The organism is Dellaglioa sp. CoH-55-MRSF-6 (assembly GCF_056782215.1).
Genome location: NZ_JBXAYJ010000001.1, coordinates 116,985 through 143,984, shown reverse-complemented (window position 1 = coordinate 143,984; position 27,000 = coordinate 116,985). Strand labels below are relative to the sequence as shown.

Genomic DNA, 27,000 nt, shown 5'->3' with positions numbered 1-27,000 from the left:
CTAGAATAACTTGAAGAATGCACCTACTAAGCCAACAACTACTGTGAGCCCAATCAACATCAATGGAGATTTACCTTTTTTCAACATCCAGTAACAGAAGAATGTATAAAGAAGCGGTAATAATGCCGGCATCACTTTATCAATAACACCTTTTTGTAAATCAATATCAATTTTCCCAGCATGAATCACAACACCAAATTTAAAGTTAACGTATGTTGCAACCAAGGCTCCAACAACAGTTAATCCAACTATCGACGCAGCACGTGATATTTTTTTTGTATTTTCCTTCATACTCGAAATAGCACGAGTACCAGTTCTATACCCATAATTCATTAACCAGAATAGTAACCCAAAATGCACTGCATTAAAGACAACAAGGAATAAGATCGGTCCAAGTGGATTTCCATTCATTGATAATGAAACCCCAACTCCGGCTGTAATAGGTAGCAACGTTAACCAGAACATCGCATCCCCAATACCACCTAAAGGTCCCATCATTGCTACTTTGATACCACGAATAGTTGATCTATTTTCTTTATTTTCTTCCATTGCTAAAATAACACCTTGAACAAATGTTACTAAAAATGGATGTGTATTAAAAAATTGTAAATGATCAAGCATTGCATATGAGAAATCTTCTTTATCTTTATGAATTTTTTTCAATCCAGGAATTAAACTATAAGTCCACCCACCACCTTGCATACGTTCATAATTAAATGAAGCCTGTAAAAGTAGTGAACGCCAAACCATTTTGTTTAAATCTTTTTTTGTAATTACCTTTTCAACAGTAGGATCGTTATAAGTATCTGGGATCACAACATCATTGCGATCAAATTTCTTTTTAGATGCCATCACTATAGTCCTCCTCTTCATTAACTGTTACGGTTGCTACTTTTTTTCCACCATTATCAGATTTTGCTCCACCAATAAAGAAATCATAAGCAGCGATTGAAATACCAATGATTGCGACTCCTAAGATTGGTAAGTTACCATATGCTGCAACAACAAATCCAATTGCGAAGAATGGTGCGTACGCTGTCTTCCACATAATTTTTAACAACATGGCAAATCCAACAGCTGGCATAATACCACCGGCCGTACTTAATCCTGTTAAGATCCATGCAGGAACGGCTTCAACCATTCCTTGCGCTTTACTTGCACCGAGGAAGATTGGTAAGAACGCCATAATGAAGTAGAAAACAAACAAGATTAGCGGACCCATGTAGTTCAATCGATCAATTTTCTTATCATTACCTTCCATCGCGTATTCATCCATTTTATGCATAACTGGTGAGTAAGCTGTAAATAGTAATGTAACTAAACCTTGTACGGCAACTGCAAATGGTACGGCAATACCAACTGCTAATGTTGGTGTTTGATGAGCAATAATTGCAAATGCGGTTCCCATAATTCCACCAATAACAACATTAGGTGGCTGTGCTCCAGCAAGTGGAACCATTCCAGCCCAAACTAATTCTAATGTACCACCAACAATTAAGCCGGTTTGAAAATCTCCTAATATTAGACCAACTACTGCACCAGTAACGATTGGTCTATGAATATGTGTTAAACCACTATACATATCGATACCGGCAATACCAGCCCATAGTCCAATTAATAACGCTTGTACTAACATATAAATTTCCTCCTTTTTATTATTATATTTACGTTTTTAATATTCTTTCAGTAAGCGCATCATATCTGATGCCTTTTCATTCGGAATACCTTGAACCTCTAGTTCAACACCCAAATCATGCATTTTATTGAATGCTTGAACATCGGTATCATCGACTGAGATAGTTGCCGATAATTGTTTCTTCCCTTCTGAAAAATGTAAATTACCAATATTTACTTTCTTAATTGGGACACCTCCTTCAATAATTTTAGCCATGTCTTCTGGCGTACGAACAACTAATAATATTTTTTGTTTATCCGAGGCTTTACCAATAATACGAATCGTTTTTTTAATATCGAAAAAGCGGATTCCAACAGTTTCAGGAATAACCATCTCCATTAAACTTTGCTGTACATCATCTTTAGAAACCTCATCATTCGCAACTACAACTAGATTAGCGTCAATCGTATTAACCCATGTCATACCAACCTGTCCATGAACAAGTCTGTTATCAATTCTTGCAAGTAAAATGTTTGGTGTTGTCATAATAAATTCCTCCTTGAAATTTTTATTTATAGGCATGTAAAGTTACACCTTTAACTACACGATTTACGGTACCGCTTGGTGAAGGTGTATCTGGTGTGTTTCCCACTTTTACTGAACTTAATAATGAAATAGTTTGCGCATACATAACATCAGCAAGAGCCAGATATCCTTCTGGTAAAAGGGCATCTCCTGATTCAAATGTGAAACGATCACCACTAAAGTTATTCTGTCCCTCAATATCAATCCCAATTACTTTAGCGGCAATTTTATCTCCACTCACTTCTTCTAAAATATCAATATCGTATTGACGTGTATATTCTTGATTGTTAACAAATACAAAAACTAATGTTTTCTCGTTGACGAACGATTTAGGTCCATGTCGGAACCCCATTGAAGAATCAAACATTGTTGTTAGCTTACCTGCCGTTAGTTCAAGAATTTTCAACTGTGCCTCTCTTGTTAATCCCGATAAACTTCCGGACCCAAGATAGACAACCCGATCAAATTCCATATCAATAACAGCTTTTATTTCAGCTTCACGTTTAATCACTTCATGACCCATTGCAATAATAGTCTCAACATATTTTTCTTTAATATCCTTACGTGTTGTATCAAAAATTAATAACGCTGAGAGTGACATACAACTGTATGATCCAGTCATTGCAAATCCCTTATCATTAGACAGCGCAGGCATCATCAATAACAAATTACGTTCGTCATCTTTTGTACCAACAGCAAGTTTCCCTTCCGGAGCACAAGTAATTGTAATTTGATATAAATTTTTAATTATTTTTCTTGAAATTTCAACAGCGGCAACACTTTCAGGACTATTACCACTCCTAGCAAACGAAACTAAAATAGTCGTAGCATCTGGTACTAAATAATCATATGGTGCAGATACGATATCGGTTGTTGGAATACTTTCAAACTGATAATTTGCACGATCCCCGTGGTTACTTAAGTATGGTGTTACAGTATCACCAACATAAGCGGATGTTCCTGCTCCTGTAAAAATGACCCGAATCAACCCGTTCGAGGTAGATTTAACTGATTTTAAAAATGTCTTTATTTCGTCTGACTTTTCACTAAAATTATTAAATGCCTCAGTCCAAAGTTCAGGTTGTTGTTTAATTTCACCTGTTGTAATATTTGCGCCCATTATTTCCAACTCTTTTTCATTCTTCTCAAACATATTAAGCTCTCCTTTAGATGCCATTATCATCTATTTCTACTCTTTTTTTTGTTTCAAATTGCATAATACCTTTTTTACCAGCATCCAGTGCTTTCTCCATAAACGCGCTCATGTTCAAATCCCGGTTAAATAACATATCTAATAACATCGGTATATTCGATCCTGTTAAAACGCTTACATTATTATGCAGTAATTTTATTTTAACTGCTTCATTAAATGGTGTTCCTCCAGGAATATCAGTAAAGAAAACTATTCCATCTAAGCCGTTTAATTTGTTAAGCGCTTTCATATAGTCGCCGCTTAAATCTTCCGCGGTCATTCCTTGTATAAAATCACAAAGAATAAAATTTTCTTGTTGTCCGGCAATAAGTTCAATATTTGATCCCATTCCAGTTGCAAAGTTCCCATGTCCAGCTACTACCATACCAATCATATAATTATCCTCCCTTATTTATTGTGTCGAATATGATAAGTAAATTTATCACCCCTCGCAATACTCAACGTAAATTCAATTACTTCATTTTTTGTGTTATACGTCGTTCGCTCTAATTTAAGAACAGGTGCACCTTCATAAAAATTTAATAAAGTTGCATCATTGCCTGCCATAACACCTGCTGTTAAAGATTCATCAGCCGTTTTTACAATCTGGTTATAATCATCTAAAAAAATGACATACATCGCTTGCTTATTTAATGTCTCCACAGTTAAAGAGGGAAATTTAGCATACGGTAAGTAAGTTCTCTCTAACATCATTGGTTCATCTGATGCAAGTCTTAATCGTTTTAATTTAATTACCTTGGTACCAACTTCAACTTTTAAACCTTGAGCAATAAACTCATTAGCACTAATAACATCAAAGCTAATTATTTTACTACTCGGTTCTTTATCAAGGGAAACCATTTGTTCTGTAAAACTAAACGTTCCCCCTAAATCAGTCTTAATTTTAGCGATATTCGACACAAATGTTCCTTTACCATGTTGGCGATATACATAACCCATTAGTTCTAACTCATTTAGTGCTGTTCGGACAGTCGTACGACTCATATCGTAAGCAATAGATAAATCACGTTCAGACGGTAATTTATCATTCACCTTTAGATTCTTTTCAATTTCTTCTTTTAGCGTATCTACTAATTGATCATAGAGTGGACGCTCATAATTACCGTTTAACATTACTTTTCCCCCAAGTGGTTACTACCACATACATAATATATTATTTTTAAAACTCTTTGTCAATAGTTATTTTTATATTAACTATTATTAAATCATTTGTATTTTCAACATTGGTACCTACCATTAATCATGTTTTTTAATTCCCCCCTTCTAAAGTAATCATATTTCACTTTAAAGTTATAGATTATTAGCGACACACTACTTCGCTGTATAAAATTATCGTGACCGATATGACTTGCTTTCTAATTATATCAATTAAGCATAACTTTTATTTATTAGATTCTAAACTCATATAAATTCTTTCTACAATAAATACGTAAGGGTACTAAAAAGTTACTTTAGTCTAAATAATATACATCTAAAATAAAACGTTTACATTTTAGTAAAAGTTTAGTAAAATGTAGTTGTTAACTAAAAGAATGCGTTTTCACGTTTATTATTTTTATGTTTTGCTATTATGAATAACAATTTCTTTTACCAAAAATCTATTATATAGGAAGAGGTCATTAGAATGGATACAAATAAATTAACGATTGATGCCGAACGATTTGCAGCTGCAATTATTGCCGGAAATCCTAAGCAAACAAATGAAGATAACAAGATATATATTAAACGTCAATTGACGTTATACCTTGAATCAGTTTTGTTAGTTAATGATTTTAATTCTTTAGAAGAAAACCAATTAGGTTCTGCTAAAGAAAAACAACGTCAAGCAATTTTAGATAAGATTATCGAACACAGATATAACTAATTTTAACTACACTCGAAAGGAATTAAACTAATGAAAAATTCTAAAGATTTTAAACAATATGCTTCATATGCCTTTGGTGCATTTGGACATGATGCCTTTTATGCAACACTTAGCACTTATTTTATGATTTTTATTACAAGTCAATTATTCGTTACAAAGGATGCTGGTTTCAACGCTAAAATGATTGGTTACGTCACAACTATGATGGTTGTTATTCGAATTGTTGAGATCTTTTTTGATCCTTTAATTGGTGGCGTTATTGATAATACTCGTACTCGTTGGGGGAACTTTAAACCATGGTTACTAATCGGTTCAATTGTCAGTTCAATTGGATTAATCCTTATTTTCACTGATTTTGGTGGTTTAGCTACAAGCAATCCTTATCTTTACTTAATTCTTTTTGCCATTGTTTATATCATTCTAGATAGTTTCTATTCATTTAAAGATATTTCATTCTGGTCAATGTTACCAGCTCTAAGTGTCGAATCAGAAAAACGGACTAAATTTGGAACAATTGCTCGTTTTGGTTCAACATTAGGTGCTCAAGGTGTTATTATCGTTATCGTCCCAATCGTTGTCTTCTTTTCAAAAATGTTCTCAGGTACAACTGGTAATACACAAACAAAAGCAGGTTGGTTAGGTTTTGCTATTGTTATCGGTTTGGTTTCATTCTTAGGTGCTTTAGCAACTATTTTAGGAACTAAGATTGAAAAAAATGCAATTCGTGAAAATACTGAAAAAGTTCGTTTCCGTGATGTTTTCAAAGTTATCGGTAAAAATGATCAGTTAATGTGGTTATCATTATCATATTTCCTTTTCGCTTTTAGTTATGTTATTACAAATTCACTTTTGATTTACTACTTCAATTATGTTTTAGGTAGTGCAGCTGCATTTACTACTGTTGGTGTTCTAACAGCAGTCTTAGGAATTATTTCAGTTTCATTGTTCCCAACTTTAGTTGCATTGGTTCATCGTCGTGCTATCTACCTTGGCGGAATCGCTGTCATGCTATTGGGTTACATTCTCTTCCTATTTGCTGGTACTAACCTTGTTGTTGTCTTAATTGCTGTTGGCTTATTCTTCTTCCCATATCCACTTGTTTTCTTAGCAGCATTGATGACAATTACGGATAGTGTTGAATACGGTCAATTAAAGAGTGGAACACGTAATGAATCTGTTACTTTAGCAGTTCGTCCTTTGTTGGATAAATTAGCTGGTGCCTTCGCTAATGGTGTTGTTGGTTTTGCCGCAATCCAAGCTGGTATGACAGGTAGTGCTAAACCAAGCGATATTACAAACAGTGGTTTACTACAATTCAGAATGTACATGTTCTTCGTTCCAATGGCCTTAATAATTGTTGCTGCTCTTATCTTTATGTCAAAAATTAAATTGACTGAAGCTAAACATGCTGAAATCGTTACAGAATTAAAAAAGAAATTAGATTAATATAATTAAAAAAACAGCGATCAGATAAAATCTGGTCGCTGTTTTGCTGTCTAATCGTTAAGTCCTTTACCATCAAGAATTTTCGGAATATATTTAATAATTCTAGCCTCACGCGTTTCTGTTTTTTTAGCATCTGCAAAATAACGTGCATACGTTTTTTGACGTCCAAGCGTTAACGTTTCAAAAAATTCTTCCAATTCTGGCATTTCATTCATTTTTTTCTGGAATTCCACTGGCAACACTAATTCAGTTGGTTTACCCTTAGGAACCTTTAACCCAGCCTTTTCTGCATTAATTGCTTGTTGAATGTAATCACTTATCTCTACTTTTAAATCAGTAACATCTTTTAAGCTATGAAATCTAATTTGGCGACCAACCTCAGTATGTTCGCCCGTTGGAACTAAAATACCCTTACCATCATCAATCAGAGTTCCTTTTAAGAAAAGTAATGCCATATACTCTTTAAATCCTTGAATTAAGACAATATTTTTACCATTTAGTGTATAACAAGGTTTGCCCCATTTAAATTCTTCAGTCAGTCCCGTTTCGAGTGCAAGTTCTCTTAACTGTGTCATTTCTTCTTTCCATTGTGTTGCTTTTTCTAAGTGTAAATCAACTTTTGGATTCTTTTTAATTTCTGTCATTGTCTTAACCCCTTTATTTTATAATCTTTTTTCTGGATTTAATTGTAGCCCAATCAATGAACATAACAAGAAAAATGCAGCTAATAATATCGTTTTAGTTCCCATTATCGGTACCATAGCACCCATAGAAATTGCGCCAAAAAGAAATGCTAAGACGACACCCAACATCCGCCAACCTTTAGCCATTGCGATTATATTACCTTTAACAATTCCGTCATAAAAACTTTCAGCCATTGTCCTCAAATTACCCGTCATCATAAATGACGTAAAAGGTCCTCCGTTGATTTGTCTAAATTCTTGAAGTTGAGCTGCTGCAACCATTGAAATGATTCCTGTAGATAACTGTGCTGGCCAATTTCTTGGAATAAATGCAACAATAATTAAAAGGATCGTCTCAATACCGATAACAAATCGTTGTCGTTTATTAATTGAATCTTCTTCTTTAAATCGATGTTGCAGATTTCTAGTTATAATAATACCAATCATAAAAGCAAAAATTGGAATCAGATGATCGAATATGGCCCCCCATTTCATTTGGCCCATATCAATACCTAATATAATTAAATTTCCGGTTTGCATACCAGCGAAAACACCATCATGTACGATATAGGTATACGCATCAAATCCCCCGCCGGCAAATATTAATCCAGCGAACAGTACCCTATCCAATAGTGACATTGGTTTTTTCATCAAATCCTTCTTTCAGATTGTACTTAAAATATTCTTTCAAATTAAGTATACTAAATTATCAGAAGTTAACAAGAATATACGATTAATTTTTACTATTAAAGACGTTATCAAGCGATTTTTTCTGTTTTAAAGTTTATAATGAAATTAGTTTTTATAAGACAAGGGAGATTACTTTTATGCATTTAGCCATTATTGGTGCCGGACCACGAGGTCTGATTACACTTGAACGACTCATTGCTTGGCAACAAGCAGATCCTTCAAATTCACCACTTACTATTGATTTATATGATCCATATGGTGTTGGTGGGCGCGTATGGTCACCAACTCAACCACACGAATTAATCATGAATACCGCAGCTCAACAAATTAGTTTATTCTATGGAACAAGCGTCCAATCTATTGGTCCAGTTATCCCAGGACCAAACATTTTCGAATGGGCTCAATCTGATGCTCATGATTTTATCGAAATAAATAATTATTCAGCGGATTTTTTAACTGAAATTAAAGATTTACATCCAAACGATTATGCAACAAGAGCACTTTTTGGTGTTTATATCCAATGGTACTACGCTGAATTACTTAAACGTGCCTCTAACAATATCACAATTAATTTGAATAAAAGTACGGTTACACAAATTTCAAAAAAAGCTGATCAATTTGAAATCACAACCGCCTTACCTTCAGTTAGCATCGTTGACTATGTCGTAATGTCTTTAGGTAATCTTGAAAATGAATTATCTGTCGGACAAAAAAGATTTGATACATTCGCTACAGAAAACAAGTTAACTTATGTTTTACCAGGCTTTCCAAATGAAACAAAACTAGATCATATCACGCACGAAGATACTGTTATTTTACGTGGCTTAGGTCTTAGCTTCTTTGATTTAGTGACCCGTTTGACTGTAGGCCGTGGTGGTCTATTTAAGCGATTAGAGAACGGGCAACTACAATATCAAGCAAACGGTAACGAACCTCACATTGTGGCAGGTTCGCGTCGTGGATGGCCTTATCATGCCAAAGGGGATAATCAAAAATCACCCGGCGAAGAAACTCAAGCTCATTTTTTAACGGCGGCTAAAATGGCAGTTTTCATGGAAAATGGTACCGTTTCTTTCAATGAATTTTGGACCTTATTAAGTCATGACGTTGAATATCAATATTATTCATTACTTGTCGCACAGAATTATCCAAAAATCGATTTAACAAAATTCCAATTAGCTTTCTTAAAAGATCCTAAAGTAACCGTTGAGCGATCAATTATTCTTGAAGAAGATCGCTTTAATTGGGATCATCTAGGAAATCCAATGACTAAAAAACCTAATGAAGATTTCAAAGCCGTTATGTTAGACCATTTACAAAAAGATGCAGTAGATGCAAAATTAGGTACTAAGACCGGACCATTGACCAGTGCTCTTGAGGTTTTACGTGACTTACGTCTTCCGGTTAGACAATTAATTGATAACCGTCTCTTAACAGATGATGACTATTTAACTAACTTCTTAGGCTGGTTTAATTCATTAAATAACTTTTTAACAATCGGGCCTCCTACCATTAGAGTTGAACAATTACGGGCACTCGTTGAAGCTGATGTTGTTACACTATTAGAACCTGGAATGGTCGTCGATACTAAAGATCATCAATTTGAAACATATAGTGCAAACCAACCAGATCAACGCTACTTAGCAACAACTCTAATTGAAGCACGCGTTCCTGCTGTTCATGCGACAACAGCAACAAGTCCTTTAATAAAACAGTTACTCGATACAAAAATCGCCAATCCTTTAATTTTAAATCCAACTAAAGGTGATTCTGTTATAGATGGCGCAGTCAACGTTGACCCTGTCAGCAATTTATTACTAGATGAGCATAAGACACCGCAACCTGGTTTATACTTCTGGGGTGTTCCGACTGATGGTGTTCATTGGCTAACAGCTGCAAGTCCAAGACCTTTTGTAAATGATGTTAGTTTACGCACAGCTAATGATATTGTTAAAGCTATTTTTACAGAAGAGTCACATAAATAATAATTAAAAAAGTGAATCATACCCTATATTGAGAATAGAGTATGACTCACTTTTTTAATATCTTTTACCTATTAAATTGACGTTAATTAATCCTAAAATAATAATTTTCTACTTGAGGATAACATTATATTCTAAATCATGATAAAATCATTAACTAGATATCCATCAACATTTCTTTATTAATTATGCTACTTAAATCAAAGGAGAAAAATGATAAAATCAATTATGCACGATGAAATATTTCTCGCACAAAAAGCTGAGATTGCAACTAAAAATGATGGCTCAATCGTAACCGATTTATTAGATACATTAGAAGCAAATAAAGAGGTTTGTGTTGGAATGGCTGCCAATATGATTGGTGTGAATAAACGAATTATCGTTTGCCAATTTGGTAATCTAAATGTTCCCTTTATTAATCCTAAGATTACAAAAAAATCTGGACGTTACAACGTCAATGAAGGTTGCCTTTCGTTGACTGGCGAACGTCCAGCACAACGATATGATTCCATTACAGTTGATTATTTAGACAAATCATTTCAACCACAAACCCAAAAGTTTTCAGGTTGGATGGCACAAATCATTCAACACGAAGTCGATCATTGTGAAGGTATTATCATCTAAATGAAAAAATCTCGAGAAAATAAATTCTCGAGATTTTTTTATTATTTAAATTTAAGCTTGAGCAGTTGGATAAATCGTAAATTCATTAACATTAACTTCTTCTGGTTGATCAATGGCAAACTTAACCACGCGTGCAATTGCGACCGGATCAATTCCAACTTGTTCATAAAATGACGACATCCCTGAAAGGGTTTGTTCATCCGTAATAGTATTTAATAATTCTGTGTTAATTGCTGCTGGATATAAGGTTGATGTTCTTATATTTGTTTTTTCCATAGCACTTTCTGTCCTTAGAACTTCCATTAAATTACGGACAGCAAATTTTGTTGCGCCATAAACACCTGCATCTGGGAATGATTTAATGCCTGCAACAGATGATGTTGTAATAACATGTCCATGTTTTTGTTCAATAAATATAGGCAACACTGCAGCAATTCCGTTCAATACACCTTTGATATTGATATCAATCATATCATCCCATTCATCCGTTTTTAAAGCCGATAAGGGCGAGTTAGGCATGATTCCAGCATTATTGAATATAACATCTATCCCACCAAAAGTTTCTTGTGCTAAAGTAACTAAATTCTTAACGTCACTTGCCTTAGTGACATCAGTAACGGCATATGTTGCCTGACCACCATTCTTTTTAATTTCTTCAACAATCTTTGCTAACTTAGCTTCACGACGAGCACCTAAAACGACTTTAGCCCCACCTTCAGCTAACATTCTGGCCGTTGCTTCACCAATACCACTTGATGCTCCTGTAATAACAACAACTTTATTTTCTACTGACATATCATTATCCTCCAATTTAATTAGTATGTTTACATTACTCTTTAAAGTGCACTCTAAGTCAACAAAAAAAGACTCATTTTTATACAAAATAAAAGTGAGTCTCTAGTACCTATTTATTTAAACGGTAAGCAGCGTGATATAAAGGGCCTACGTATTCATTAAATGCAAAACCTGATTTAATTCCAGCAGTTACAAAATCTTTTGCTTTATAGACAGCTTCTTTAACTGACAATCCGTTTGCAAGGCCCGCAGTTATGGCCGCTGCAAATGTACATCCTGCTCCATGATTATAAGCAGGCGTTATCTTTTCAGTTTCTAAAACCTCAAATTGAGTTCCATCATAAAATAAATCAAGCGCCTTTTCACCCTTAAGAGCTTTACCGCCTTTAACAACGACATTTTTTGCACCTAACTCATGAATCTTAATAGCTGCTTGTTTCATGTCGTCAAGTGATTTCAAAGTTCCCATTCCAGATAAAACACCAGCTTCAAACAAATTAGGCGTTGTGACTGTCGCAATTGGGATCAATAAATCACGGATAGCATCAGCTGCTTCTGGATTTAATACTTCATCTTCACCTTTACAAACCATAACAGGATCAATCACAACATTCTTAATCTCTTTTTCTAAAATGCTTTCACGAGCTACTTCTGTAATTGCAACACTACCAAGCATCCCTGTTTTCATTGCAGCAATATCTCCGCCGGCACCTGTCGTTTTCAACTGTGCTTTTACTAATTCAGCATCCATAACAGTTACGTTATGTGCCCATCCAGCATCTGGATTCATGGTAACAATTGAAGTTAGCGCAACCATACCATAAGTTCCAAACTCTTCAAATGTTTTCAAATCTGCTTCCATACCAGCGCCACCACTTGCGTCGCTACCAGCAATTGTTAAAACCTTAGGAATTATTTTCGTCATTACTAATCTCCCTTTTATTGGATGATTTATTTTTAAATTAATATTATTTTATCATACGCCTTGTTATAAACAGCGATACTATTAGGAGTCTTACGCTTCAGAAATATATCGGTATCATTAAAGAGCCACTCAAAATTTTAAATGACAGCTTTCACTTCTTATAAACCTAATGACATAAAAAAAGTTTTTTTATTTATCTAATTTTTGATCGACACTTTTTGTTTCTCTTAATAAAAAGACTGCTGCTAGAATTCCAATAATCATAATGACCAATGATGTTAAAACAACTTGAATCATGCCTTTATCAAAAGCTGTTAAAACAATCTTTTGAACTTTATCAGCATAAGGAGTCGCTATTATTTTTTGACTCCACGCAACCATATGTCCAGAAAATGCTCCTGCATTTACTAAGGCTTGCTGAATACCCGTTGCAGCTACACTAGGAATATGACTATCACTAAAACCAGTGCTCAAACTTGATTCATATGCTTTAGTTTGTGCTAAACCAAGAATTACAACGCCTACTGTTATTCCAATTTGACGAAAAACATTCAATAAACCAGATGCCATGCCAATTTCTTTTGGATTAATATTATCCATAGCAGCAGTATTAATCATCGGATTAATAATAGCGTTACCCAATCCAGTTAATACAAGAAGCGGAAGTAATTGCATGTAGGTAAAGTCCGTTGTTGTTACCTGGCTAAACGTAAATAAACCAAGTGAGGCAACGATAAATCCAAGTGAAATCATCCACTTTTTACCAAACTTGTATCCTAGAACTCCTGTAAAAGGACCTAAGACAAGCGACCATAAACTCATAGGTAGTTGATGTAATCCCGTGGAAAAGGCTGAATATCCCATATAATTTTGCATTAAACTTGTTTGATAAGCGGCTAACGCAAAGATACCAGCACCAAGTGCAAATGCAAGAATTACAACACCAACAAAATGACGATTTGTTAATAATGTTAAATTCATCATTGGCGATTTAACTTTTAACTCTACAAAAACAAAGGCAGTTAAGATTAAAATTGATGCAATTAACCATCCCATAACATGCATATCAGTCCAAGCCCAATGCATATGTTGTTCTTTTTGAATTAAGCCATAAATACCAGCAAATAATCCAACTGCTGAAAGAATCATTCCTATAAAATCAATCGATTCCCCAGCGCCATATGCAGGTGTTTCTTTAACATTTCTAATAACCAAATAAATCGCAATGATACCGACCGGTAGATTAACAAAGAAAATTGAAGGCCAACCAAAGTTCTCAACTAAAAATCCACCAACTAAAGGTCCGATTGCTGTTGAGAATCCAATAACTGATCCTAAAATACCAAGTGCTGTCCCACGTTCTCGGCCTTCAAAGTTAGACGCAACTAACGCCATTGATAAACTCATCATTCCTGAACCACCAATTGCTTGAACTGCTCGACCAAAATCAAGAACTAATAAGTTTGGTGCAAGCCCATTTACAACAGATGCAATCGTAAACAAAATTGTACTAGCGATGAAGACTTTTTTTCGTCCAAACATATCACCTAATTTTGAAACAATTAATAAACTGACTGCATACATTAACGTATATGCATTTAATATCCATTGTAAATCACTAAATGTTGTTTTAAAATCAACTGCCATACTTGGTAAAGCAACATTTACAACAGTAACATCTAAAAGGCCCATAAAAACACCTAAACTCATAGCGAACAATGCTACCCAACGATTTGTTGCTTTTTTCATTTTTTATTCTCCTTTTGTATATCTTTAATTTGCTCCACTACACCAATATAATTCATACCACATATTTTAAAGCAATAAGTTTCATTCCATTTAGAATCATGGACGACCATTTTTCCAATACCAATCGTAACTTATATCCTGACATATTACGACTCATTAGTACTGTTAAAATTAATAATCTATACATATCACTTTAGCGTCTTTCTTCGAAGTCCTTTTAGAAATCACTATTAGACTCATATAAGTATAGTTTTTTTAGCCCTATTTGCAAGTTTTTTGTAAAGCTAATATTTTGCCAATATACCTTAATCATGATAAGTTTTACTTATAATAAGTAAATAAAAAGGAGATTTTATAATGGCAAAATTAACAGAAGATATGAAAAAAATGATTCCTGAACAACTTAATTTTCTTTCAACCGTAGATGAAAATGGGTTCCCACAAGTTGGTCCTAAAGGATCAATGCGTGTTTTTGATGATACGCATTTGATTTATAATGAAGAAACAGCTAAACATGCATTACACAATCTTCAAAATAATGGCCGTGCAGCTGTTGCTGTTATAGATCGTCCTAATCTAAAAGGCTTCCGGTTTGAAGGCACAGCACATTTAATTGATTCCGGTAAAATTTTTGACGATGCTGTTAAATTTGGTGAAGAACGCCATTTACCAAAAATGTACTATGCTGTCATCATTGATGTTGAACGTATTTACAAATTAGATGCTGGCCCAACTGCTGGTGATTTAATTGCTGATTAAATATTAAGACAAAAGGACTAAATCCCGTAAATGGGATTTAGTCCTTTTGTCTTATTTTTGAGCTAATTGTTCTAAAATAGCTAATCCAACACCATCTTCATCATTCTTTTTTGCATGATGATTAGAAATATCTTTATTAATTTGATGACCATTCTCCATTGCATAACTGATACCTGCAGCTTTTAACATCGATATATCATTCAAATTATCGCCAATTGCCATCACTTCTGACATAGGAATACCCATACTATCAGCAAATTTTTTCAACGCAATCCCTTTTTGTGCATTAACATGATTAACTTCAAGATTATTATCCCCTGAAGAAGTCACAATGAGTGTTTCATTTTCTTCAATTTTATTTTTTAAAACAGATAAGTCATCTGATTCATCCGTTTTTCGAATAAGAAATTTAAACAAATCTATTTCAGAATCATCAATAATTTCACTGTAATCGTCTATATAATGAATAGGATTTAAGTTTAATTTGATAACCGCTTCATCATATTTAAGAGGATCATCTGAATAAACACCTTTTGACGTCATAACTTTGAAAAAGGCATGTTCATTCTTCAAAAATTTAATGAGTTTTTGTGCCTCTTTTTTTGATATTGGAAAACTATTAATTTGTTTGCCTTCCTCAGTTACCGTAGCGCCCCCATTATAATTAATCATCGGTGCACTAATACCTGCTGCGTCAATTAAGGGTTTTACCTCATCATAACTTCGTCCAGTGGCAACAACAAAAGTCACTCCCATTTCTTGAGCCTTCTTAATAGCCGCTGCGTTACCCTTCGAAATACTATTTTCATTATTTAATAACGTGCCGTCCATATCTGATGCGATAATTTTAATCATACTTACTAGACACTCCTCTGATTTCAGTTTAGTAGCAACTTAAGCATAGCATGCCACCTAAATAGTGTAAACGTTAACATCTAGACAAAATTAAAAAAGACTACTAATCTATAGTAATCTTTTCTAATTTATGTTTCCTAACCTAACTAATTTAATTATCGATTGTTATGCTAATTCCCGTTAATCTATTTGAGAATATTGATAATTTACTTGCATAACTTGGATGATCATTATTAGCTTGAACAACTTGTTTAAGTGTACCAAAGTCATCCGTAATAATACCATCAACGTTCATAAATAACATCTTTTGCATAATCGTTTCATCATTTACAGTCCAAGCATAGACATCCTGGTTCTTATCATGTGCCTTGCTCACAAATGAGTCATCTAGAGTTGTAGCTTCCATAGTGTACGCATTTGCTGGTGTTTCTGGAAATGATATATTATATGGAATAATAAAACTGATATAAAGCTTTGGTGCTTGTTTTTTTACTTGTGAAACAACATCATAACTTAAAGAATGAATTCGATCCTTATCAGCTAATAGTCTTTTTTGATATTTTTTAACAAAGTTTTTAGTCATATTGGGACTATCTTGCGGAGATACTTTGATTTCAACTAATAATTTTTGATGATTCTTCTCTGCTGCCTTTAAATATTCATCGAAACTTGGAATTTTAGCTGAATAACCATTTTCACGAACAGTTAATGCTGTTAACTCGGATAATGTTAAATCATGTACTGTCCGATTAACATTCGCTAAATTTTCCAAATTTGGATCATGCATAACAACAAATTTATGGTCTTTTGTTTCTTGAATATCCATTTCGATGTAATCAGGTTTCTCTTTAGCTGTTTTTTCTAAGGCAGGAATGGTATTTTGTACACCATTTCCATCATCAACTCCACGGTGAGAAATAAGAACTGGATAGTCATTTAGCATCCCCTTTAAGTAAACATAATTATAAATAGAAGCTGTCCCTGCAACTAGTATCAGGAGAACAACGACACTAACTTTCTGTAATTTAATAAAGCGTTTCTCTTTATAGAATGTTTCTTGAACGGGTTTCAAATGCGGTTGTTGTTCTTCAAAAACATCTAGCGCAATACCTAACAACATAGTCACACTTAAAGCTAATACGATTTGTCCTAAAATTTCCAAAATAAACAGATTAAACATCACAATCATAAATGCTTGATTTTGAAAATGATTATCTACATAGTTCTGAATTAGGAACAAACTAATTTGAACAATTCCTGATATAAAAGCTATAGAAGCCGTAATTACTAATCCTTTTGTGACGGTTATCCAAAATTTGCCACGTCCAGCTTCCCAACTTTGTTTAATTAAATGACCGATTCTTTTTTCTGAACTAAACAACATAGTTGGAATAAAACTAATTAATCGGATAGAGAAGAAAAATGCTACACCATAGACTAAAAGTATTGGGCCCCAGATAGCTGGACTTGTCCACATATCTTGAAGAATAAAATCTGGAATAGTCACCTTATTTAATAAAGTAGATGTAAATAAGACTTGTCCAAATGGTAAAATTAAAACGAAGTAAAAAATAACGAGCAACGCTGTTAAAGGACGTAACTCTAAAACGTCATGAATTGATTGTTTTAATAATGACTTAAATTCAATTTTTAAATCATAACGAATAGCTTGAATACCCCTGATCATGAAAGACATTTGAATATAAACAATACTTAATATAACTAATATAACAAGGATAAACTCAATTAATAATATAGGTTTATCCTCAATAACCGAAATAATGTTAGTATAGGTTAAATATTCGACTTGGTTACTACTAAGTATCTGGCTTACCACCCAAGTTAAGATTGGTTGTACCACTGCAGATAAAATATAATTAGTAACAACTACTAAAATAAAATACAATTTCCAGTGTTGAAAAAATTCCTTATAACTTTGATTTAAAAAATGAAATGTTCTACGCATATTTTCCCCCAATTAAATATTTAATATGTACTTTATACTATCATAGCCTTACCTTTTTTTACATTTATTGACTTTATCCGCGTAAAAATTGAATCTTACTACCTTAGCGTGGTAAATTAGATAGTATCGTTTCTCATAAAAGGAGTTCATCATGTTAAAACATAAAAAAGGTTGGTTTATCTTATTATTCTTAGTCCTAATCGTCTCTATTGGTTCATTATTCTTTTTCATTCAAAATTCTCACTCCGTTTCCAATACTAATCACCAAAAAAATAGCTCTAAAAAGGTAAGTTCATCTTTACCCAAGAAAACTATTAAGAAAAATAAGCTCATTTCAAATACTAAAATAGACAGTTCGCATTGGAAATCATTTAAGGGCCAGACCGAATTTCCAATTTTAATGTATCATAGTATTTCTGTTGGAAATTCACTTCGTATTCCTGAAGCACAATTTGCCCATCAAATGCAGTGGCTTAAAAAAAATGGTTACTACACGTTATCACCTGCTGAAGCTATCGAAGTTTTTAAAACACATAAAAAACCTGCTAATAAAATTGTTTGGATTACTTTTGATGATGGTTACAAGGATAACTATGAAAAAGCTTATCCTGCTCTCAAAAAATATCATCAAAAAGCAACCATCAACTATATTACAAGCCACTTTGGCCACATAAACAAACTAACTATGCCACAAATGAACGAGATGCGAAAATCAGGTTTAGTAAGTATTCAAAGTCATACTGTCCATCATGAGGAACTTAATCAGATGACCGATGCACAACAAACTTTTGAATTTAAGAATTCGAAAAAATGGCTAAACAATAAATTTCATCAAGAGACATCAATTATTTGTTATCCAGTTGGTCGCTTCAATAACCAGACCGCTAAACTTGCTAAAGATGCAGGCTACAAACTTGGTCTAACGACATTACCAGGACTCGCTAATGAAAGCCAAGGACTATTCACCTTGCATCGTGTCCGTATCTCACCCGATTTATCAGATATTTCTTACAAGTATCTTTTAGAACACGGCATGTAAACAACACAAAAAAAAGGAATAAATCGCTGTTTGATTACAGTGATTTATTCCTTTTTTTTGTTAAACATTTTAATACACCGAAAGAATTATTTAATTAAGCTTAGTTCTAACCCTAATGCTTCTGCGACACGTGTTCCGTATTCCTTATCAGCTTGATAAAACTGTTTAGTTTCACGAATCTTTATCTCAATATCTTTAACTTGTCCCAGATTTAATTTAATATTTTCAATTAAACGTGCTTTTTCATCAGTAGGTAACAATCGATATAATTTACCGGCAGCAGTATAATAATCCTCATTTACTGAATAGTTGCCTACTTTTCCATCCAATGTATCACCATGAACTTCTGCATGGCGATTTTCTTCAGGTCCACCTAAACTGTTGGGCTCATAGTTAACATCACCGTTCTGATTTTGCGCCATTAAACCATCTCGTTCATAATTATGAACCTCATTTTTAGGACGGTTAGTTGCCAATTGTTCATAGTTAGCACCTAATCTATATCTTGCAGCATCTTTATAACCAAATAAGCGTCCTTGGAGTAATTTATCTGGTGAGGCTTCAATTCCTGGAACGAAGTTAGCTGGTGAAAATGCTAATTCTTCAATATCTTCAAAATTATTTTTTGGATTTTCATCTAAAACCATTTGGCCAATTTCAATTAATGGATAGTCCTTTTGCGAAATAACTTTCGTAACATCAAAGATATCTTGCGGATAGGCTAATCCTGCTTTGTAAGGCACAATTTGTACGGCTACTGTCCAACTGGGGTAATCTTGATCCTCAATCGCATTATACAAATCATTTTGTAAGTAATCAGAATCTTTTCCTCTTAATTCTTCAGCAACCTCATTACTTAAATTATGAACACCTTGGTTTGTTTTGAAATGATATTTAACCCAAAATTGTTCACCTTGCTTGTTTACCCATTTAAAAGTATGACTTCCATAACCGTGCATCATTCGGTAACTAGCAGGGATCCCACGATCACTCATAAGCATTGTTACTTGGTGAACTGTTTCAGGTGATAACGACCAGAAATCCCACTGCATATCCTGACTTCTAGCATGCGTTTTTGGGTCACGCTTTTGGGAATGTATAAAATCTGGGAATTTCAAAGCATCATTAATAAAGAAAACGGGCGTATTATTACCCACAATATCGTAGTTACCTTCATCTGTATAAAATCTTACTGCAAATCCTCGTACATCTCGATAAGTATCCGGATAACCTGCCTCACCAGCTACTTGTGAAAAACGGGTTATGACTGGCGTTTTCTTGCCCAAACCATTGAAAAGACCTGCCATAGTATAATCACTCATATCTCTAGTTAATTCAAAATAGCCTTTAGCCCCTGCCCCTTTTGCATGGACCACTCTTTCTGGAATACGTTCTCGATTAAAATGTGCCAATTTTTCTAGTAATTGGTAATCTTGAACTAAAACCGGTCCACGAGCCCCAGCTGTTTGTGAATTTTGATTATTCGCCCATGTTTGACCTTCATTTGTTGTTAAATCCCCCATGATGATTCCTCCTATTATCTTATTTATAAGTCCAATCCTAGCACCTAAACTGATAATTACAATTATTTTGACTTTTATAACTTGAATCGGAAAGTAGGTTTTAAATATCATAGTGAGTTCTAGTTAATGTTTATTTTTTTATCATTTTATGACATTTTAAATCAAATAATAACAAAAAGCCTTGATAACATAGTATTGTTATCAAGGTTTTAAAATTAATTTTATCTAGTTTTTTAAGAAAACTGTTACAGAAGCCGCAATTACAATTAGTATAAGACCAATAATAATAACTAACCATTCTTTACCCGTTTTTTTAGTGCGCATAACGACAATTCCTGAAATCGTTGCTCCAACAATTGAAACTTGTGAAAGGACGAATCCAGTTGCCAATCCAAGCATTGCAGGTTGAGCTGAAACTAAATAACCCAATGCTGCCATTGCAAAGAAGAAACCAGAAAAAATTTGTTTGTACGTAACACTTTGTGTAAAAATGTTATTTTTATTTTTCGTTAATTCATAAATTCCAAGAATTAATCCAAATGCTGCCATCCCGATAGCTTGTGCTAAAAACATATGCATACCATCAGTATTTTTAGTATATTGTGGAAGGATACCATATAATGAATAACCAACTTGGGCAATCAATAAGACACCAACTGCCTTTGTAAGTAGTTCTTTATTTCCAGCTGATTTCTTTTCTTGATAAGTTGTCATATAAGCTCCAACCAAGATAACAAATACAGCGATGAATCCATATAATTTTGATGAAACTGGACCCCAGTTACCAAGCATTACAACACCCCAAACTACATTTGCTGTAATTTGGAAAGCTGTTGAGATTGGCATTGCTTTAGCAGAACCTAAAGCATTTCCATCCTGATCTTTCATCCCAAAAGCCATAATAGTTAAAACATTTCCAAAGGCCCAAGCTGCCCCTGAGAAAAATGCTAACCAAAAATTAGAACCTTGTAACATGGGCATTCCCATGACTAATGAAAGGACGATTGCAACAATCAAAGTTCCCCATGTTGCTCCAAAAATACCTTGAACTGGTTTACCGCCAAAATATGATACTAAAGTTGGATATGCACTCCAACCAATAATTGCTAAAAGTGAGAAAAATAATCCTAACATATTCATTTTTATATCATCCTATCCTTATATTAATAACTATTTAATTGCTTCGCCTTCAAAATCAACATTTGATTCCAAAACGATATTTGAAAATGGTGTGATTTCACCTGTTCGTACTGTAGCAATATTATTATCATCACGACTCATCGATTTCAATTCATCATGTGAAATGAAAACAACTTCAACATCATCATCTAATAAAGCCTTGATAGCAGCATATTGTTCAGGATTAACCGTTTTAATTTCTTCAGCTAAAAAAGCTTTTTGAATTTTCATTTCAGAAAGTGTTGCAGCTAAAACATCAATAAATAATGGTAATCCACGTACGATTGAAAGATCAATTTTACGTCCATCATCCTTAATTGGTAGGCCTGAGTCACCAATTGTTAACCATTGTGTATGTCCAATTTCAGAAATAGCATTTGATAATTTTGTATTCAAAAGATTAGTTTTACGCATAATTTATCTCCCATTCAACAATTTAAATTTATTTATTAGCATCCAAAACAGCTAATACAGCAGATTCAGTTGGAATACTTGGTTGTGCACCAGCATGTGACACCGTTACAGATGAAGCAGCTGATCCATAACGCATAGCTTCAGCTAAATTATCTAAATTAGCATGTAAACGTGTTGCTGTAGCACCAATAAAAGTATCGCCGGCAGCAGTTGTATCAACAGCCTTAACCTTAAATGCTGGAACGACTCCTTCTTCACCATTATCACGCATGTAGAAAGAACCTTCTGAGCCAATTGTAATGATTACGGTATTAATTCCACGTTCAAAATAGTACGCAGCATTGTGTATCATTGAATGTTCATCAGTCACTTCTATCCCAGTCAATAAGAATGTTTCATGTTCATTTGGTGTAATAATATCAGTTAATTCTAATAATTCAGCTGGTAGTCCACCATTTTCAGGCATTGGAGCTGGGTTCAAAATTGTTTTAACACCATGTTCGCGTGCAATCTTGAAACCTTCAATAACTGATTCTGTTGGAATTTCTAATTGCGCAATCAAAAAATCTGATTCAGCAATGGCAGCTTCATGTGCGCGTACATCAGCTGGTGTCATATCAGCATTAGCGCCACCATAAATATGGATAATATTATCGCCTGTTTCGGCTGAAACAGTAATATAAGCTTGTCCAGTTTCTTCAGTATCTGAAACAATCACATGTTCAGTGCTTAAGTTTTCAACATTCATATTCTTTGAGGTATCAAATTCTTTACCAACTTTTGTAATCATGTTAGTCTTTGCACCAGAACGTGCAGCGGCAACACCTTGGTTCAATCCTTTTCCACCCATTGCTTCAACTTGATGATTTGGTGTGTGTAAAGTTTCGCCGCTAGTTGCGAAACGGGGTACAGAAACAACCTTATCAATATTAGTTGAGCCCAAAACAGTAATAACTTTTGCCATAACGTTTCTCCTTCATTTCTTTGATATATTTATCAAATAGAATGTGTATTCGATTACATCAATATAATACATATTATTTGCTTTGGCAAGCGCTTTCTGGTTTTAACTGCTAAAACTACCGACTTTTTCGCCAATTATTGACTAATACAAAAAAACCTGATGACATAAAATTGTCATCAGGTTTTTTATTAATATTAAAGTTTAATTTTGCTTACGATGTTTAATTTGTCATCAAGATCGTAAACAACTGGTTCGCCAGTTGCCATTTCAACGCCCATGATGTCTGCATCAGAGATGTTTTCAATGTATTTTGTAAGGGCACGTAATGAGTTACCATGTGCAGCAACGATTACATTTTTGCCTTCAAGTAATTTAGGAGCGATTTCGTCTTCCCAGAAAGGAATAACACGTTCCAAAGTAACTTTTAAGTTTTCGCCACCTGGGATAGCTTTAGGATCTAAATCAGCATAACGACGATCGTTAGCTGCTGAACCTTCATCAGTTGCGCTTAAAAGTGGAGGTAATGTATCGTATGAACGACGCCATACAAGAACTTGATCTTCACCGAATTGTTCTGCTGCTTCGGCTTTGTTTTGGCCTTGTAATGCACCATAATGACGTTCATTTAAGCGCCATGATTTGATTTCAGGAACCCATAATTGGTCTGAACCTTCAAGTGCGTAATGTAATGTTTTAATAGCACGTGTTAAAACAGATGTATAAGCTTGATCAAATTCGATTCCAGCTTCTTTAATCTTTTTACCAGCTGCTTGTGCTTCAGCAACGCCTTGTTCGCTCAAGTTAACATCTACCCAACCTGTGAAAAGGTTAGATAAGTTCCATTCACTTTGTCCGTGACGAATAAATACTAATTTTGCCATAAGATAAAATCCTCTTTTTCTATTTTTAGTTTACTGGTTTATTTTACACTGAAATGAAATAAATTAATAGTCTAATTTAAGCGATTTAGCTTTGCACTTTTGAGTCCCTTTAACAACTGATCAACAGCTGTTTGAACCGTTCCTAAATCAGTTGCCAAATTCATTCGAATAAAGCCTGGCGTTTCTTCACTAAACCATTGTCCATAATCAATAGCTAAGCCACACTCATTCTGAATAAATTCTTTCATCCGACTGGGATTTACATATGCTGAAAGGTCAATCCACATCAAGTATGTGCCTTCTAGTTCACTAATTTTAATTTCTGGAAATTTATTGACTAATTGGTGGCTGACTTCTAAATAATTGGTCCTTACGATACTCAGAATTTCATCTAACCAAACTGCTCCTGAACGATAAGCCGCCTCTCCAGCAACACATCCCATTAAACTACCCTCAGGTTTGTTCAAACGCTGTACCATTTTATCGTACTTAGCTCGTAATTGCGCGTTTGGAATAATGATATGCGAGTTTTGTAAAGCAGCTAAATTAAATGTTTTTGAGGGAGCATTAACGACAACCATATTATCTCGATAACGACCTTCGTCTATTGATAAAGCTGATACAAATGGTTTTTTTCCCACAATTAAATCTTGATGAATTTCATCCGAAATTACCATCACTTTATTTTCACGACAAATTTCAAAGAGTTGTGTCAGTTCAGCTTCAGTCCAGACGCGACCAACTGGATTATGCGGTGAACAATGAATAAGTAATTTAACGTGATTAGCTTTCATATCTCGTTCAATTGCTTCAAAATCCATTTCATATTGATTATTTTCATGTTTCAAAGGTGTTCGTACGATACGTCTGTTATTATCTTCAATTGCACTATAAAAAGGGTAATATACTGGTGTTTGAACTAAGACGCTATCACCTGGTTCCGTCATTAAATCGACTAATTGATATAATGAATTTACAACCCCTGTTCCAAATCTCATCCATTCCTTATGCAGTTCAATCCCATAGCGAGATTGTTGCCAATCAAAAAAGGCATCATAATATGAATCAGGAATTGTTGAATAACCAAAAACACCATGTTGTACCCGTGCTATTAAAGCATCAGTTACGGCTTTAGGTGCTTTAAAATCCATATCTGCAACCCACAGTGGCAATAATTTATCATCGCCATATTGCTCTTTTAAACTATCCCATTTAACTGAATTTGTATTTTTTCTATTCACTCTAAAATCAGCTAAAAATTTATTTTTCTTTACCATCAGTTTGACTATCCTTCCTTATTCCTTTAATTTTACCAATCCGTCCTTTAGATCCAGGAATTGACTTCACACCCAAGATATCCAAGAAGAATGTGAAAATGGGAATTCCGACAATCAAGCCCCACGTTCCAAATAATTCTTCACTGACTAACAAGATTACAAATGTAAAGAATATAGGTAGTTCTGTCCGACTTGACATAAATTTAGGATTTAATACATATGATTCTAATAAATGAACGACCATTAACATAATTAAGATGTAAACCACATCACGTACGCCACCAACCGAATAACCAACTAAACTTAATGGAATACATGAAATTAATACCCCTGCGACTGGAATTAAACTTAATAAGAAAATTAATATTCCTAAAGGCAAGAGCTGTGGCATATGCATGAAGTACAACCCAATCACAGTAATAACTGTATTAACAGTTGCGATAAAGAATTGTGCTTCAATAACGACACCAAATGATTTAACAAATTTTTCACCAAAGAAGTAAATATCCTGGAAAAACCAACCAAAATCACTTGATAAAAAGTTTTTTGAGAAATGTGTCATCTGATCTTTTTCAATCGTATAAAAGAAGCTTAAAATAAGCGATAATAAAAATGTTGCTGCCATAAAACCAATGCTCGTTATATATTGAAATACAAGCGTAAAACTACTTTTTAATTGTGGCACAATTTGAGATTTACCAATAGATTTAAGTACCCATTCCATCACAAGATTTGTATCTTTACCTGGATGACGATAAAAATTAATCACATAATGTGCCATTGAAACTGTTTGCGAAACTAAAATAGGAAAATACTTAGTAACTGCCAAATAAAGCAGCGCGATAATTGCCAGATATACTCCTATAACAATTATTCGACTATTAATTGATGAATGTCTTTGAATAACATTTATCAATCGGACTACTAAATATGTAAATATAAAAGTTAATAGAACAATGCTAATGACATCTTTCGCAAGAAAAATAACACCCATAATTACACAAAGTACAACAAATCTACGTAACTTAATATTTTCAATAAAACTTTGCCAAATTTCCAATAGACACACTCCTTTAACTATAGTCTTCATTGTACAAAATATTTACTAAAATGTCTGTAATTCTTACCTTTTTGTTCTAAAATAATTATCTCTCCGGAAAGTTGACGACTTGTCGTCTATTAAAACTTATGGTTAACTATGAAGATTGACTCTACGAAAGGAGTACTCTTGTATGGCTGAATTAATTTACAAACAACTGATTAGTAAACTTAAAAAAAGAATCGCTGCAGATGAATTTCCCGACATGAAACTCCCTGATGAACGTAGTTTGAGTGAAACTTATAAAATTAGTCGTAGTTCAGTAAAACGAGCTCTTAGCCAAATGGCTAACGACGGTATTATTTTTAAAAAACGCGGTTCCGGCACCTTCATTAATCCCTTATATTTAAAAAATAAAACCGTTTTTAATTATGAAGGCTCTAACTTAGGTGTTACAGACGGATTTGAAATGAATGGTAAAAGCCCTAAAGTTAAAGTACTAAGTTTTGAAGTTATTGCGCCCTCAGAAGATTTACAACGCAATCTTTTCTTAGACACAGATGATTTTGTCTACAAGATTGTTCGCTTACGTTTATTTGAAAAAACGCCTTTTATGATTGAAACAGGCTATATTCCAATTAAGATTGTTCCTAATTTATCTCAAACAATTGTTAAAGGATCAATTTTTAATTATTTGGAGGATATTCAGAATCAATCAGTTACTAAATCGTCGCTTTCAATCTACGCTGAACCATCAGACGAAAATGATCAAAAACTTTTAAATTTAAAACCAACTGAACCAGTTAGTATAATGGATGGTATTTTCTTCTTAGATAATGGTACCCCATTTGAATATTCAAGTATGAGATTTCATTATAAATTTTCTAAATTTAATACTTTCATGGCCGTTAAATAGGCTATTTAACGGCTTTT

Annotated in this window: 27 protein-coding genes; 7 read left to right on the top strand and 20 right to left on the bottom strand. The window is 33.8% G+C overall.

The window, feature by feature from the left end:
* Genes AC1RPK_RS00700 through AC1RPK_RS00675 form a run of 6 tightly spaced genes read right to left on the bottom strand, consistent with a single transcriptional unit; the run spans position 1 to position 4,526 of the window.
* On the bottom strand, positions 1-852 hold the full coding sequence (locus AC1RPK_RS00700; RefSeq protein ID WP_481761031.1) for a PTS system mannose/fructose/sorbose family transporter subunit IID: 852 nt from the start codon (positions 850-852) through the stop codon (positions 1-3).
* Positions 842-1,636 carry a PTS N-acetylgalactosamine transporter subunit IIC gene (gene agaW, locus AC1RPK_RS00695; protein WP_481761032.1) on the bottom strand — a complete coding sequence of 265 codons (795 nt, stop codon included), beginning with the start codon at positions 1,634-1,636 and terminating at the stop codon, positions 842-844. Before agaW ends, AC1RPK_RS00700 begins: the two co-directional genes overlap by 11 nt.
* 36 nt (positions 1,637-1,672) lie before the next feature.
* Positions 1,673-2,161, bottom strand: coding sequence for a PTS N-acetylgalactosamine transporter subunit IIB (agaV, locus tag AC1RPK_RS00690; protein ID WP_481761033.1), 489 nt, complete (start codon positions 2,159-2,161; stop codon positions 1,673-1,675).
* 22 nt (positions 2,162-2,183) lie between these two features.
* Positions 2,184-3,353 carry an AgaS family sugar isomerase gene (locus AC1RPK_RS00685; RefSeq protein ID WP_481761034.1) on the bottom strand — a complete coding sequence of 390 codons (1,170 nt, stop codon included), beginning with the start codon at positions 3,351-3,353 and terminating at the stop codon, positions 2,184-2,186.
* A 13-nt stretch (positions 3,354-3,366) separates the two neighbouring features.
* Positions 3,367-3,786: a PTS galactosamine/N-acetylgalactosamine transporter subunit IIA gene (gene agaF, locus AC1RPK_RS00680; protein ID WP_481761035.1), complete on the bottom strand. Its 420-nt coding sequence runs from the start codon at positions 3,784-3,786 to the stop codon at positions 3,367-3,369.
* A 14-nt stretch (positions 3,787-3,800) separates the two neighbouring features.
* Complete coding sequence (locus tag AC1RPK_RS00675) at positions 3,801-4,526, bottom strand: GntR family transcriptional regulator (RefSeq protein WP_481761036.1); 726 nt, start codon at positions 4,524-4,526, stop codon at positions 3,801-3,803.
* 511 nt (positions 4,527-5,037) lie between these two features.
* Here AC1RPK_RS00675 and AC1RPK_RS00670 point away from each other — a divergent pair.
* Together AC1RPK_RS00670 and AC1RPK_RS00665 are read left to right on the top strand one after the other, a co-directional pair.
* The gene (locus AC1RPK_RS00670; RefSeq protein ID WP_409021786.1) at positions 5,038-5,277 is read left to right on the top strand and encodes a hypothetical protein; all 240 of its coding nucleotides are present in this window, start codon (positions 5,038-5,040) and stop codon (positions 5,275-5,277) included.
* Between the two features lie 30 nt (positions 5,278-5,307).
* The gene (locus AC1RPK_RS00665; protein ID WP_481761037.1) at positions 5,308-6,723 is read left to right on the top strand and encodes a glycoside-pentoside-hexuronide (GPH):cation symporter; all 1,416 of its coding nucleotides are present in this window, start codon (positions 5,308-5,310) and stop codon (positions 6,721-6,723) included.
* A gap of 50 nt (positions 6,724-6,773) precedes the next feature.
* On the opposite strand, the gene AC1RPK_RS00660 is transcribed toward AC1RPK_RS00665, so the two are convergent.
* Both AC1RPK_RS00660 and AC1RPK_RS00655 read right to left on the bottom strand, forming a co-directional pair.
* The gene (locus tag AC1RPK_RS00660) at positions 6,774-7,367 is read right to left on the bottom strand and encodes a YdeI/OmpD-associated family protein (RefSeq protein WP_481761038.1); all 594 of its coding nucleotides are present in this window, start codon (positions 7,365-7,367) and stop codon (positions 6,774-6,776) included.
* 18 nt (positions 7,368-7,385) lie between these two features.
* On the bottom strand, positions 7,386-8,057 hold the full coding sequence (locus tag AC1RPK_RS00655) for a YoaK family protein (RefSeq protein ID WP_481761039.1): 672 nt from the start codon (positions 8,055-8,057) through the stop codon (positions 7,386-7,388).
* 176 nt (positions 8,058-8,233) lie between these two features.
* On the opposite strand from AC1RPK_RS00655, the gene AC1RPK_RS00650 reads away from it, so the two are divergent.
* On the top strand, positions 8,234-10,081 hold the full coding sequence (locus tag AC1RPK_RS00650; protein WP_481761040.1) for an FAD/NAD(P)-binding protein: 1,848 nt from the start codon (positions 8,234-8,236) through the stop codon (positions 10,079-10,081).
* 210 nt (positions 10,082-10,291) lie between these two features.
* Positions 10,292-10,702 (top strand): peptide deformylase, encoded by a 411-nt coding sequence (locus AC1RPK_RS00645; RefSeq protein ID WP_481761041.1) that lies wholly within the window; start codon positions 10,292-10,294, stop codon positions 10,700-10,702.
* 51 nt (positions 10,703-10,753) lie between these two features.
* Here AC1RPK_RS00645 and AC1RPK_RS00640 read toward each other — a convergent pair whose 3' ends face one another.
* From AC1RPK_RS00640 to AC1RPK_RS00630, 3 genes are all read right to left on the bottom strand, one after another.
* Positions 10,754-11,497 (bottom strand): SDR family oxidoreductase, encoded by a 744-nt coding sequence (locus AC1RPK_RS00640; RefSeq protein ID WP_481761042.1) that lies wholly within the window; start codon positions 11,495-11,497, stop codon positions 10,754-10,756.
* A gap of 109 nt (positions 11,498-11,606) precedes the next feature.
* The gene (gene thiD, locus AC1RPK_RS00635; RefSeq protein ID WP_481761043.1) at positions 11,607-12,422 is read right to left on the bottom strand and encodes a bifunctional hydroxymethylpyrimidine kinase/phosphomethylpyrimidine kinase; all 816 of its coding nucleotides are present in this window, start codon (positions 12,420-12,422) and stop codon (positions 11,607-11,609) included.
* A 189-nt stretch (positions 12,423-12,611) separates the two neighbouring features.
* Positions 12,612-14,171 carry an MFS transporter gene (locus AC1RPK_RS00630; protein ID WP_481761044.1) on the bottom strand — a complete coding sequence of 520 codons (1,560 nt, stop codon included), beginning with the start codon at positions 14,169-14,171 and terminating at the stop codon, positions 12,612-12,614.
* 357 nt (positions 14,172-14,528) lie between these two features.
* On the opposite strand from AC1RPK_RS00630, the gene AC1RPK_RS00625 reads away from it, so the two are divergent.
* Positions 14,529-14,930 (top strand): pyridoxamine 5'-phosphate oxidase family protein, encoded by a 402-nt coding sequence (locus AC1RPK_RS00625; protein WP_481761045.1) that lies wholly within the window; start codon positions 14,529-14,531, stop codon positions 14,928-14,930.
* A 51-nt stretch (positions 14,931-14,981) separates the two neighbouring features.
* On the opposite strand, the gene AC1RPK_RS00620 is transcribed toward AC1RPK_RS00625, so the two are convergent.
* Both AC1RPK_RS00620 and AC1RPK_RS00615 read right to left on the bottom strand, forming a co-directional pair.
* On the bottom strand, positions 14,982-15,785 hold the full coding sequence (locus AC1RPK_RS00620) for a Cof-type HAD-IIB family hydrolase (RefSeq protein ID WP_481761046.1): 804 nt from the start codon (positions 15,783-15,785) through the stop codon (positions 14,982-14,984).
* A 151-nt stretch (positions 15,786-15,936) separates the two neighbouring features.
* Entirely contained in the window at positions 15,937-17,751 is a 1,815-nt protein-coding gene (locus AC1RPK_RS00615; RefSeq protein WP_481761047.1) for a glycerophosphoryl diester phosphodiesterase membrane domain-containing protein, read from the bottom strand.
* Positions 17,752-17,902: 151 nt separating this feature from the next.
* Here AC1RPK_RS00615 and AC1RPK_RS00610 point away from each other — a divergent pair, with 151 nt between their 5' ends.
* Positions 17,903-18,790 carry a polysaccharide deacetylase family protein gene (locus tag AC1RPK_RS00610; RefSeq protein ID WP_481761048.1) on the top strand — a complete coding sequence of 296 codons (888 nt, stop codon included), beginning with the start codon at positions 17,903-17,905 and terminating at the stop codon, positions 18,788-18,790.
* Positions 18,791-18,876: 86 nt separating this feature from the next.
* Here AC1RPK_RS00610 and AC1RPK_RS00605 read toward each other — a convergent pair whose 3' ends face one another.
* The 7 genes from AC1RPK_RS00605 to AC1RPK_RS00575 all read right to left on the bottom strand — a co-directional run bounded on the left by AC1RPK_RS00605 (position 18,877) and on the right by AC1RPK_RS00575 (position 26,088).
* The gene (locus tag AC1RPK_RS00605) at positions 18,877-20,316 is read right to left on the bottom strand and encodes a catalase (RefSeq protein WP_481761145.1); all 1,440 of its coding nucleotides are present in this window, start codon (positions 20,314-20,316) and stop codon (positions 18,877-18,879) included.
* 222 nt (positions 20,317-20,538) lie between these two features.
* Positions 20,539-21,453: a GRP family sugar transporter gene (locus AC1RPK_RS00600; protein ID WP_481761049.1), complete on the bottom strand. Its 915-nt coding sequence runs from the start codon at positions 21,451-21,453 to the stop codon at positions 20,539-20,541.
* 30 nt (positions 21,454-21,483) lie between these two features.
* Positions 21,484-21,906 (bottom strand): D-ribose pyranase, encoded by a 423-nt coding sequence (gene rbsD / locus AC1RPK_RS00595; RefSeq protein WP_409021800.1) that lies wholly within the window; start codon positions 21,904-21,906, stop codon positions 21,484-21,486.
* A gap of 28 nt (positions 21,907-21,934) precedes the next feature.
* Positions 21,935-22,870, bottom strand: coding sequence for a ribokinase (gene rbsK, locus AC1RPK_RS00590; protein WP_481761050.1), 936 nt, complete (start codon positions 22,868-22,870; stop codon positions 21,935-21,937).
* A gap of 194 nt (positions 22,871-23,064) precedes the next feature.
* Positions 23,065-23,751: a 2,3-diphosphoglycerate-dependent phosphoglycerate mutase gene (locus tag AC1RPK_RS00585; RefSeq protein WP_409021802.1), complete on the bottom strand. Its 687-nt coding sequence runs from the start codon at positions 23,749-23,751 to the stop codon at positions 23,065-23,067.
* 71 nt (positions 23,752-23,822) lie between these two features.
* Complete coding sequence (locus AC1RPK_RS00580) at positions 23,823-25,028, bottom strand: MalY/PatB family protein (RefSeq protein ID WP_481761051.1); 1,206 nt, start codon at positions 25,026-25,028, stop codon at positions 23,823-23,825.
* Positions 25,012-26,088: an AI-2E family transporter gene (locus tag AC1RPK_RS00575; protein ID WP_481761052.1), complete on the bottom strand. Its 1,077-nt coding sequence runs from the start codon at positions 26,086-26,088 to the stop codon at positions 25,012-25,014. The genes AC1RPK_RS00580 and AC1RPK_RS00575 overlap by 17 nt, the downstream gene beginning before the upstream one ends.
* Before the next feature lie 172 nt (positions 26,089-26,260).
* Between AC1RPK_RS00575 and AC1RPK_RS00570 the strand changes: the two genes are divergently transcribed.
* Entirely contained in the window at positions 26,261-26,983 is a 723-nt protein-coding gene (locus AC1RPK_RS00570; RefSeq protein WP_481761053.1) for a GntR family transcriptional regulator, read from the top strand.
* Positions 26,984-27,000 lie beyond the last annotated feature (17 nt).

Bases quoted from the DNA above. Each gene is read 5' to 3' on its own strand.
- AC1RPK_RS00665 (WP_481761037.1), top strand. From the start codon at position 5,308: ATGAAAAATTCTAAAGATTTTAAACAATATGCTTCATATGCCTTTGGT.
- AC1RPK_RS00610 (WP_481761048.1), top strand. From the start codon at position 17,903: ATGTTAAAACATAAAAAAGGTTGGTTTATCTTATTATTCTTAGTCCTA.
- AC1RPK_RS00580 (WP_481761051.1), bottom strand. From the start codon at position 25,028: ATGGTAAAGAAAAATAAATTTTTAGCTGATTTTAGAGTGAATAGAAAA.
- AC1RPK_RS00640 (WP_481761042.1), bottom strand. From the start codon at position 11,497: ATGTCAGTAGAAAATAAAGTTGTTGTTATTACAGGAGCATCAAGTGGT.
- AC1RPK_RS00620 (WP_481761046.1), bottom strand. From the start codon at position 15,785: ATGATTAAAATTATCGCATCAGATATGGACGGCACGTTATTAAATAAT.
- AC1RPK_RS00660 (WP_481761038.1), bottom strand. From the start codon at position 7,367: ATGACAGAAATTAAAAAGAATCCAAAAGTTGATTTACACTTAGAAAAA.
- AC1RPK_RS00585 (WP_409021802.1), bottom strand. From the start codon at position 23,751: ATGGCAAAATTAGTATTTATTCGTCACGGACAAAGTGAATGGAACTTA.
- agaW (WP_481761032.1), bottom strand. From the start codon at position 1,636: ATGTTAGTACAAGCGTTATTAATTGGACTATGGGCTGGTATTGCCGGT.
- rbsD (WP_409021800.1), bottom strand. From the start codon at position 21,906: ATGCGTAAAACTAATCTTTTGAATACAAAATTATCAAATGCTATTTCT.
- AC1RPK_RS00570 (WP_481761053.1), top strand. From the start codon at position 26,261: ATGGCTGAATTAATTTACAAACAACTGATTAGTAAACTTAAAAAAAGA.
- AC1RPK_RS00700 (WP_481761031.1), bottom strand. From the start codon at position 852: ATGGCATCTAAAAAGAAATTTGATCGCAATGATGTTGTGATCCCAGAT.
- AC1RPK_RS00645 (WP_481761041.1), top strand. From the start codon at position 10,292: ATGATAAAATCAATTATGCACGATGAAATATTTCTCGCACAAAAAGCT.
- AC1RPK_RS00685 (WP_481761034.1), bottom strand. From the start codon at position 3,353: ATGTTTGAGAAGAATGAAAAAGAGTTGGAAATAATGGGCGCAAATATT.
- AC1RPK_RS00670 (WP_409021786.1), top strand. From the start codon at position 5,038: ATGGATACAAATAAATTAACGATTGATGCCGAACGATTTGCAGCTGCA.
- AC1RPK_RS00655 (WP_481761039.1), bottom strand. From the start codon at position 8,057: ATGAAAAAACCAATGTCACTATTGGATAGGGTACTGTTCGCTGGATTA.
- rbsK (WP_481761050.1), bottom strand. From the start codon at position 22,870: ATGGCAAAAGTTATTACTGTTTTGGGCTCAACTAATATTGATAAGGTT.
- AC1RPK_RS00675 (WP_481761036.1), bottom strand. From the start codon at position 4,526: ATGTTAAACGGTAATTATGAGCGTCCACTCTATGATCAATTAGTAGAT.
- AC1RPK_RS00630 (WP_481761044.1), bottom strand. From the start codon at position 14,171: ATGAAAAAAGCAACAAATCGTTGGGTAGCATTGTTCGCTATGAGTTTA.
- AC1RPK_RS00615 (WP_481761047.1), bottom strand. From the start codon at position 17,751: ATGCGTAGAACATTTCATTTTTTAAATCAAAGTTATAAGGAATTTTTT.
- thiD (WP_481761043.1), bottom strand. From the start codon at position 12,422: ATGACGAAAATAATTCCTAAGGTTTTAACAATTGCTGGTAGCGACGCA.
- agaV (WP_481761033.1), bottom strand. From the start codon at position 2,161: ATGACAACACCAAACATTTTACTTGCAAGAATTGATAACAGACTTGTT.
- AC1RPK_RS00650 (WP_481761040.1), top strand. From the start codon at position 8,234: ATGCATTTAGCCATTATTGGTGCCGGACCACGAGGTCTGATTACACTT.
- AC1RPK_RS00625 (WP_481761045.1), top strand. From the start codon at position 14,529: ATGGCAAAATTAACAGAAGATATGAAAAAAATGATTCCTGAACAACTT.
- agaF (WP_481761035.1), bottom strand. From the start codon at position 3,786: ATGATTGGTATGGTAGTAGCTGGACATGGGAACTTTGCAACTGGAATG.
- AC1RPK_RS00600 (WP_481761049.1), bottom strand. From the start codon at position 21,453: ATGAATATGTTAGGATTATTTTTCTCACTTTTAGCAATTATTGGTTGG.